This is a genomic window from Paenibacillus sp. 01T442 (assembly GCF_056398345.1).
On record NZ_JBFTPF010000122.1, the window covers coordinates 1 to 9486 of the forward strand.

The 9486-nt window shown below is 50.5% G+C and carries 5 protein-coding genes and 2 riboswitches; of the genes, 1 reads left to right on the forward strand and 4 read right to left on the reverse strand.

Annotated features, from left to right (window positions below):
* Positions 1-44: 44 nt before the first annotated feature.
* The 4 genes from atzF to AC1DLM_RS33465 are packed head-to-tail and all read right to left on the reverse strand — an operon-like array spanning position 45 to position 6968.
* On the reverse strand, positions 45-1895 hold the full coding sequence (gene atzF, locus AC1DLM_RS33450; protein ID WP_477572394.1) for an allophanate hydrolase: 1851 nt from the start codon (positions 1893-1895) through the stop codon (positions 45-47).
* Between the two features lie 18 nt (positions 1896-1913).
* Entirely contained in the window at positions 1914-5537 is a 3624-nt protein-coding gene (gene uca, locus AC1DLM_RS33455) for an urea carboxylase (RefSeq protein WP_477572395.1), read from the reverse strand.
* 28 nt (positions 5538-5565) lie between these two features.
* On the reverse strand, positions 5566-6216 hold the full coding sequence (locus tag AC1DLM_RS33460; protein ID WP_477572396.1) for an urea amidolyase associated protein UAAP2: 651 nt from the start codon (positions 6214-6216) through the stop codon (positions 5566-5568).
* A 32-nt stretch (positions 6217-6248) separates the two neighbouring features.
* A complete protein-coding gene (locus tag AC1DLM_RS33465) occupies positions 6249-6968 on the reverse strand; it encodes an urea amidolyase associated protein UAAP1 (RefSeq protein WP_477572397.1) in 720 nt (239 codons plus the stop codon).
* A 69-nt stretch (positions 6969-7037) separates the two neighbouring features.
* Positions 7038-7137, reverse strand: a riboswitch (guanidine-I (ykkC/yxkD leader).
* A 189-nt stretch (positions 7138-7326) separates the two neighbouring features.
* Positions 7327-7433, forward strand: a riboswitch (guanidine-I (ykkC/yxkD leader).
* 87 nt (positions 7434-7520) lie between these two features.
* Here AC1DLM_RS33465 and AC1DLM_RS33470 point away from each other — a divergent pair.
* Positions 7521-8864: an APC family permease gene (locus tag AC1DLM_RS33470; RefSeq protein ID WP_477572398.1), complete on the forward strand. Its 1344-nt coding sequence runs from the start codon at positions 7521-7523 to the stop codon at positions 8862-8864.
* The last annotated feature ends 622 nt before the right edge of the window (positions 8865-9486 follow it).

Consider the following 9486-nt stretch of genomic DNA (forward strand, 5'->3'; position numbering starts at 1 on the left):
CCCCCCCCCCCCCGAGCTCTCCGCTCGTTCCTTTTCGCCGTCAATTACAAAGGCACCACGTTGCGCCAACTACGCAACGCTGTAACATCTTCCGCGCCTTCGGCCGCGTAAGCTTCACAAACAAAGCCCGGGACTTCCGTGCCGTCCCGGAGCTCAACCTTGCCGATCCCGAGCGGAGCCGGGATCGCTGCCGCAAAGCCGCCGAATGCCTCCAGCGGCATCTCCCAAATCTCCAGCAGGATGGCTGCGCCACCCTGCTGTTGCTTGATCATCCCCGGCTTCGCTGGGGATGTCGGCAGCTTCACAAGGCTGTACTTCGCAGCGGATTCATCCTCCCGGATGAACCGCGCTCCGCAGCCTTGCATCTGTTTCTCCAGCGGGTAGCCTCGCATGTGCAGCCCGCACACCGCCACGAGCGTCGTCTGCGCAGCAGCGGGGCTAACCGCACTTGCACTTGCACTCGAACTCGCCTCCGCACTCACACCCGCAGCAACCTCCGCTCTCGCCACCACATCTTGCTCATCGTTTGCAAAGAACAACTCCGCCGCGCCGCAGATTAACCCCTCCTCTTCCGCTACAGCGAAGAGGGTAATCCCAAACGGCGTCTCCGGCGCCGCATCGCCCGCCGGCACAGCTACTGCGCACAGATCCAGCAGGTTGCAATGGTTCGTGTAGCGCCCCATATCGCGATTCGTGCTGATCGGGTCCGCGAGGACCTGCTCGCGCGTCCATGTGCCTCCGCAAGTCGGCATTATAAGCACCGCATCTTGCAACAGCTTCCTAGCTTCCAATTTATACTGCTGTAGCTTATGCATCGCAACAAATACCGATGCCGCGTCATACTCGGCAGCTGCGCCCGAGCGCAAAATCTTTTCCGTCACCGGATATGCTACACCTGGATTCGCCTCAATAAATGGTCCTATATCAGCCCAGCGTTCAGCTACCCATGGACCTTCATATAATATCGCGGCAGCTCGCGCAAATAATTCAACATCTATCTCTTCAATCAAAATACCCTCACGACGACCAACCTCACGCACCTGTTCAACGGCGCATAGCCACGCTGCGCGATACTCCGCAGCGTAAGGCCCGTAGAAGCCTAGCTCGCCACTTGGCAATAACACGCGAGCAGGCAGTCCCACTGGCTTCCGCACAACATTGCGGGACCAAGGATCTTCCGCGTGGATACCGCGTGCCACGCTATCTACGACAAGCGCATCCGCGAGGGAATGCGCGAAGACCGTGACGCAGTCGAGGCTCGCACAGGCTGGCACGACCCCAAGGGTCGGCCATGCGCCGAGACTCGGCTTATAGCCGACTAGGCGATTCAGCGCTGCCGGCACACGGCCGGAGCCTGCTGTATCTGTGCCAAGTGAGAAAACCACTTGGCCACGTGCTACACTAACGGCTGAGCCAGAGCTCGAGCCGCCGCTGATTAGTTCCGGACGCAGCGCGTTATGCGCGTTCCCGTAAGGACTGCGAGCGCCGACTAGGCCCGTCGCGAACTGATCTAGATTGCTTTTGCCTACAGGAATGGCGCCTGCTGCAATCAATCTTTCTACGACTCCCGCATGCTCATCCGGCGTAAACGCATATTCCGCGCAGCCTGCCGTCGTCGGGACGCCAGCTAGATCAATGTTATCCTTAATCGCGAAGGGCATGCCCCACAATGGTGCGTCCGCAAAGGAGAGTGTAGACAAACGATCTAAGTACGGCTGTATCGCATCCATCGTCGGCGGCGTAATCCAAATATTCATACTTGCATCCGCGATGGAACGCTCCACAATGGTCGCCATAACCTCCTGTGGAGATAATGCGCCCGCTTCATATTTTTCACGCAGATAAGATATGCTCAATTCTTTTTCCAACTCATCACTAATAACCCGTTCTCCCATAGCCTCTTCACTTCTCCCTTATGCAGATTGTGCGATACCTAGAATTAATTGTCCGGCATGTACCTGATCGCCCGGCTTAACGCCAATCATCGAAACATAACCGTCACAAGGTGCGTGCTGTGGGAACTCCATTTTCATACTTTCAAGAATCGCCAGTTGGTCGCCCTTCTTCACTTGCTCACCTGGGGATACCAGTACTTTCCAAACACTGCCTGGCATAATACCACGCACCGCAATCGTTCCAGCAGGTAACTCATCTTCCGGCGCAACATCGCCTGTCTCCTGCTCGGAGACATATTCAGCTAGCCCTTTCGCTTTCCAACTCTCGCGTTCCTCTTTGAACGCATCACGCTGCTGGGTACGGAACGTATTCGTTGTTTCTTCTATAGAACTCAGGAATTGTAGATATTCACCTAAATCAAACGTCGTCTCTTGAATGTCCGCCTCATAACGACCGCGAGGGAAATCCTCCCGCAGTTGCAGCAGTTCTTCCGCACTCACTTCATAGAATTGGATTTGATCAAAAAATCTCAGCAACCAAGGCTTACCCGCCTGAAAGCTCTCCGTTGAGCGCAGACGATTCCACATTTGAATGGTGCGTCCTACGAATTGGTACCCGCCCGGACCTTCCATCCCATACACACACATGTAAGCTCCGCCGATACCGACGGCATTTTCTGGTGTCCATGTACGAGCTGGATTGYATTTCGTTGTGACTAAACGATGACGAGGATCAACCGGTGTTGCCACAGGAGCCCCTAAATACACATCACCTAACCCCAGTACGAGGTAGTTCGCTTCATATACAATTTTCTTCACTTCATCTATGGTGTCTAATCCATTAATGCGTTGAATGAATTCTAAATTGCTCGGGCACCAAGGTGCATCCGGCCGCACGCCTTGTTGATAACGCTCGATCGCCAGTTGCGTTGCTGGATCATCCCATGACAATGGCAAGCGTACAATACGCGATGGCACTCGGAACTGTTCTAGTGGAGGGAGTGCAGCATCGATCTCAACAACCTTTGCGCACGCCTCTATCACCGTAATTTGCGATGGATCAATATGAATTTGCAAGGAGCGAATACCAGGCGTCAAATCCAGCACAGGAATTGAGCCACTTTCGACAATCGCCTGCATTAAAGCTTGCACTTGGAAGCGAAGCAGCAAATCCAACTCTAGCTCACCGTATTCGACAAGTAAGTTTTGGTCCCCGCAGCAGCGAATGGTGATCGGGAAACGACGGTCCTCTACTTCATGGAAAAGTCGCGGATACTCCGGCGTAATCTCCTCATTTATAGCAGGCAATTGCACGTGTACTAATTGATCAAAATGTCCCTCACCAATCGCACGCAGGTTGCTCTCTTGCAGATCACGCAGTGCTTCAGCTTCAGGAAGCGTCAGCAGGTGGAAACGGATCGTGTCACCAGGGTGTAATTGACCTAGCTTCCAGAACTCCGCCGATGCGGTCGTTACCGGACACACGAATCCACCAAGACTCGGTCCATCAGGCCCGAGCAGAATCGGCATATCGCCCGTTAGGTCGAGTGTTCCAATCGCATAGGCATTATCGTGAATATTGGAAGGGTGAAGTCCAGCTTCCCCGCCATCTTCACGTGTCCATAGCGGAGCAGGCCCTTTCAAACGAACACCTGTTCGCGATGAGTTAAAATGCACTTCCCAGCTCGTTTCTGTCAGTTGATCCAGATACTCCGTGCGCAAAAACTCACCTGTACAATGCGGTCCAGGCACGACCCCAATCGTCCACTCGCGTGTCATGCCAGGGCGATGATCTTGGGCTAATTCGTAAACGTCTTGCACACGGTTCTCTCCGCCTTCGTTAACACCTAACACATCGCCCGTGCGAAGCGCACGTCCGCCGTGACCACCAAAGCCGCCCAACGTAAACGTGGATGAGCTGCCTAGAAGCTTCGGCATATCGAGTCCGCCGCCGATGAGCAAATAAGTGCGCATGCCTTCCTTGGCTTCGCCAAAGCTTAGCACTTGCCCTTTCGATGCAAACACCGGACGGTACGTAGCAACCGTCTCTCCATCGAGCTCCGCTTGCATATCCGCACCTGTTACACAGAACCACATGTCGCTGCGGAACTTGTAGGAGCCTCCACGCAGGGTCATTTCTAATCCGGGAGCATCATCTGCATTACCAAGTAACTTGTTCCCGATTCGGAAGGACAAAGGATCCATCGGCCCACAAGGTGGTACACCGACATCCCAATGACGAATACGGCCTGGGAAGTCCTGCACGGTGGTTTGAATACCGCCATCGACGACTTCAAGTGCGCGCTCTGTAGGCTCGAAGGTATTTAGCAGTTGCGTGTAAACATTACCTGTGAGGCAAGCTTCTTCTTGCAGAAGCGCACGCACATATTGCAAATTCGTTGTTAACCCATACATGCGCGTTTCAGACAGCGCTTCTACTAATTTATGGATCGCGTCTAAGCGGTCCTTGCCGTGAACAATGATTTTAGCCAGCATAGGATCATAGAGTGTCGTTACCGTTAGACCATCTCGAACCCACGTCTCATTACGAGCTTCGCTAGAGAAAACAGCGCGATCCAACTGACCAGCGCTTGGACGGAACTGTTGCAAGCAATCCTCTGCATAAATCCGCGCTTGGATGCTGTGGCCTTGCGGCTTGCGGATCAAGGATTGCAGATCATCCAGCTCCAATGCCGCTTCACGCACCATCCACTCCACGAGGTCAATTCCGAGCACTTCCTCCGTCACACCGTGCTCTACTTGAAGACGAGTGTTAACTTCCAAGAAGTAAAATTCACACGTTTCTGGATCATAGAGATACTCAACCGTTCCTGCACTGCGGTAACCTACTTCTGCTGCCAAACGCTTCGCTGAAGCAAACATCGCCTCACGCACTTCATCCGACAGGTTCGGAGCAGGACTTTCTTCAATGACCTTTTGATTACGGCGTTGGATAGAGCAATCGCGTTCACCAAGCGTTACAACTTCACCCAAGGAATTGCCGAAAATTTGCACTTCAACGTGACGAGCACGGGCAATATATTTCTCGAGGAACATGCCCCCGTTTTTGAAATTCGTTTCAGCCAAATGGCGTACCCCATCGTAGGCAGAGCGCAATGTCGCTTCATCGGCACAAACACGCATGCCGATACCGCCGCCGCCCGCTGTACTTTTCAGAATAACCGGGTAGCCAATACGCGCAGCTTCCGTTAAAGCTTCTTCCAACTCCGTGATTAGCGGAGTACCCGGCAGCATCGGCACACCTGCACGTTCTGCAATTTCACGTGCGGAATGCTTTAGTCCGAACATCTCCATTTGCTCCGGAGTCGGCCCGATGAATACAATGCCATGTTCGCGACAAGCGCGGGCGAAATCCGCATTCTCACTCAAGAAGCCATATCCAGGATGGATCGCTTGAGCACCGGTTTCGAGCGCCGTTTGGAGAATCAGCTCGGTATTCAAGTAACTCGATTTCGCTGACCCCTCACCTATCAGAACCGCTTCATCAGCTCCATCCACATGTAAACTATCTTGATCTGCAGCTGTATAAACAGCCACGGATTGTACTCCCAGTTTGCGCAATGTACGCTCGATACGCACTGCGATCGCTCCACGGTTCGCAATTAGCACTTTTGTAAACATCGTAACCACTCCTTCATGTGTATGTTCGTTATTTATCCCAGATGAGCACCTGTATCGGTGTAGGGTTATAGGCATTGCATGGATTGTTAAGCTGCGGACAGTTACTAATCAGTGCCATCGTGCTGCCAATGGACTGCATTTCGACATAACAACCTGGCGCGGATACGCCATCATCGAATTTCAAACCGCCATCCGGTGTGACGGGTACATTCATGAAGAAATTAATGTTTGGTGCCAAATCCCGCTTCGTATACACACCGTCCTGTCCAGCCAGTTGAAGCATGAACGTATCACGACAATTGTGCATCGACAGCTTATCGTGTGAGTAACGCACCGTATTGCTTTGTGCGGAGCACGAACCACCAACCGTATCATGACGTCCACAGGTGTCAGCTACGATTCGCAGCAATTCCTTACCTGACTCGGCTCTCAGGATGGAACCTGTGCTCAAGTAGATGTTGCTTTGCCCTGTGATCGTCGCCACCGCACTGTAGTGATCCTCGGGATTCTCCGCATCATAGAACAATGTGTCTGCTGCTTGATTCCCTTCGAGATCCACGATCCGCATCACTTGCCCGGGCTTCAAGACACGCATCCAGCCGTCCCCTGCCTGAATCACTTCACTATATATCGCATCTTCCACTTGACGAGGGCTCTCTACTCGATTAAATATAGCCATACTCCCATGCCTCCTTTGTGTGGTCGTTTCAATTAAGAACCTAACAGCGTGTGATATTCCCATGTATTTTCAAAAGCTCGGCGATTCTCAGGGCGATAATTCAAGCAAAAATCATCTTCATTAACAGGCGTGGCGGCTAGCACTTCGATTTTGACTGGCACCGAAGGGTAGTTCTCTCTTGGATCAAGTGGGTTAGGCGTATTGGACAGAACGACTAATGTGTCCAGCTCTGTTCTTAACGTAACTGTGGCCCCTGCTGGGCAGTGGTCTAGGCTGAGTCGCATGTCCCCATTGTCATCCACGACGACTTTGGAAAAGAAATTCACCACCGGCATCATATCCCGCATGCTCAGGCCATTACGAACCAGCTCAACTACAAAGTTCTCTTGACCGCTCCGCAGCCAATCATTGCGCAGTTCCTGATAATTCGTCGCTCCGTACTTGGCATCTGTCGCTGCACGGCTTGTGTATCCGCTAAGCGGATCATGCCAGCCTAAGCTGTCTTCCACGATACTCACCATCGCACGACCGTTATCACTCATTAGTACGTTCCCGCGAGTCAGATGAGCCGTATGCTGTGCCTTCAATGTATCCGGCATATTGTAACGCTCCGTCAGATCCTTCGCGTGGTACAACTGAATCGACACATTCGCACCTGCTTCCAGCGCAGTCAAACGAATCAACTTTCCTTTGCCAATTACCCCTGACCATTTGCCTCCTGGCCCTATGTCCTTGCTCCAAATGTTCCCCATGCTATCGCTCTCCTTCGCTTTTTGCTTAAACAAAAAGGGAGACATCACAAGACCCATTGTCTTGGTGATATCTCCCAGGTTTTTATCCTTCCGTGGCACTCTTTCACAAGAGTGGTTTACTCTCGGACCAGCCCGGTACGTTACCGGCGGAACCCTAGTAAACAATCGTATTCGTTTGTGTTACTAAACATAACATCGTTGATGTTTTGTGTCAATAACTTCTATTCATTTTAGTTAATTGGCATAAAATACTTCTCATAAACCTAATAATGTGTTATATTAACTTACATAAACAACGAATATCTAACATCATTAATAAAATGGTTAACATCCTTACATGTAAGTAATGAAACATCACATACAAATTTTCTAGGGTTCCGCGGGATGGCTTGCCACCTCGGTCTGGACCAAGAGGAAACGCACAGCTAAGGACTGTGTTCACGGAGGGATAAAAGCCCGGGAGATATCTGTAACCTAGATATCGCCTTGGCTTTTTTGCATACAAACCTCGTCTGTGTTCACATTAACCACTGATGAGGGAGTGTTATCACTATGACCACTGAAGGCACACTACGTAAATCCCTAAGCTTGTATCAAGTTGTTTATATGGGGCTCGCTTGGATGACCCCTATGATTTATTTCTCCATCTATGGGATCGCCTATGAGAAAGCACATGGGATGTTGACGCAGGCGTATTTACTTGCTTTCATCGCTATTTTCTTCACCGCGTACAGCTATGGTGTGATGTCTAAGGTTTTTCCGACTTCCGGTTCCGCCTACACGTACACCAAAAAAAGCATCCATCCCTATCTAGGCTTCCTCGTAGGTTGGGTCTTGCTCCTGGACTATTTCTTCTCCCCCATCATTGCGTGCCTAACCTTCGGGATCTACCTGCATGCTCAGTTCCCGTCCATTCCTGCTTATGTGTGGATCATCGGGCTTAACATCGTCCTCGGTCTCATTAATATCATTGGCATCAAATTCTCTGCGAATATCAGCAAATTGTTCGTCTGGATTCAAATTATTTTTATCGCTGTGTTCTGTTTCTTTCTATTCCGCAACTTATCCGGTGTTGGTGAGATTCACCCGCTTCAGCCTTTTCTGCAAACGGATGTACCTTTCTCCACCATACTCGCTGGCGCTTCTATTATATGTTTCTCATTCTTAGGCTTTGATACAGTGACAACGATGGCCGAAGAAACAGTCAATTCCGAGAAAACCATTCCACGCGCGATCATGATCATCATCATTACGGCTAGCGTTCTTTACTTAGTGCCATCATTTCTAACACAGCTCGTGTATCCGCATTTAACTTTTGTTCACATTGATTCTGCAGGCTTTGAAATTGTGAAAATGGTAGGCGGCGCCGCATTAAGTTCCGTGTTCCTCACCGTCTTGATTCTTGCGATCTTCACACAAGGATTATCATCCGTAACTAGCGTCTCACGCCTCCTGTTCGTGTTGGGTCGAGATAACGTGCTGCCGAAGCGAGTGTTTGCGTTCCTTCATCCGAAGTTGGGCACACCGGTTATCAACATTGTGATCGTTAGCGTCGTCTCGCTGCTCGCGCTCGTGATCTCCTTGGATAATGCCGTGAAATTCGTCAATTTCGGCGCACTTTCCGCCTTCTTCTTCGTAAACGTATCTGTCATCGCACAAAAGTATTTGAAAGAACACCAACGCTCGCCGAAGCAAACGATCTTGTATCTCGTGCTTCCTTTGCTAGGCGCCGGATTCATCGGCTATCTACTGTCGTTGCTGGATAAGGACGCGATATGGATGGGTATAACGTGGCTGCTGATTGGGGTGGTGTACCATCTCGTTCAAAAGCGTACCGCGCAAACTAAAGATGCCGCAATTGCTATAAGGACTGCACGCTCAACGCACCTAAACTAGCTCGCACAGAACTAGGAAGAACCTGAGGATTTCCTCAGGTTCCTCCTAGTTCTGTAGTGGTCACTACTACTTCACAACAACTCCACTACTTCACACTACAGCCCACTTAACCTTGTCACACATTTCATTGCTTCATGTTACAACCTCTAACTCTACCTTCTTGTCTACTTCACCCACCACCTTATTACCTCCATTCCTACCTTCTTGTCTACTTCAACCCCACCTCATTACCTCTCCACGCCATTCCCTATCTCCAACTAGCTAATCACTGCCTCTCCGCAACACAACGCAAAAAAATAGCTGGAAAAACTCCAGCTATTTTCTCACATATTCAGCTCTGACGAACATTAGCTGTAAAACCTCCAGTTAATTCCAGCCTTTTCTAACGAAATGGGCCAAAAGCGTGCACTTAACTACATAATTTCCAGCTATTTCTGATTTTCACTCGAAAATCATGAAAATAGCTGTAGTTTTTCAGGCTGTCGAGTAAAGCGCTTTCATGAAACTTTCAATACCCTCCAATTTGCTTTCCACGCATATTTACATGCAATAAAAAAGATCCCCCTTTTGTTTGCGCACTTCGCAAGCTGTCGGGCGATCTTTTTTATGTTTTGTGCTACTG

What these genes read in the sequence shown, in the direction of transcription:
- AC1DLM_RS33470 (WP_477572398.1), top strand. Translation starts at nt 7,521, where the DNA reads ATGACCACTGAAGGCACACTACGTAAATCCCTAAGCTTGTATCAAGTT.
- AC1DLM_RS33465 (WP_477572397.1), bottom strand. Translation starts at nt 6,968, where the DNA reads ATGGGGAACATTTGGAGCAAGGACATAGGGCCAGGAGGCAAATGGTCA.
- atzF (WP_477572394.1), bottom strand. Translation starts at nt 1,895, where the DNA reads ATGGGAGAACGGGTTATTAGTGATGAGTTGGAAAAAGAATTGAGCATA.
- AC1DLM_RS33460 (WP_477572396.1), bottom strand. Translation starts at nt 6,216, where the DNA reads ATGGCTATATTTAATCGAGTAGAGAGCCCTCGTCAAGTGGAAGATGCG.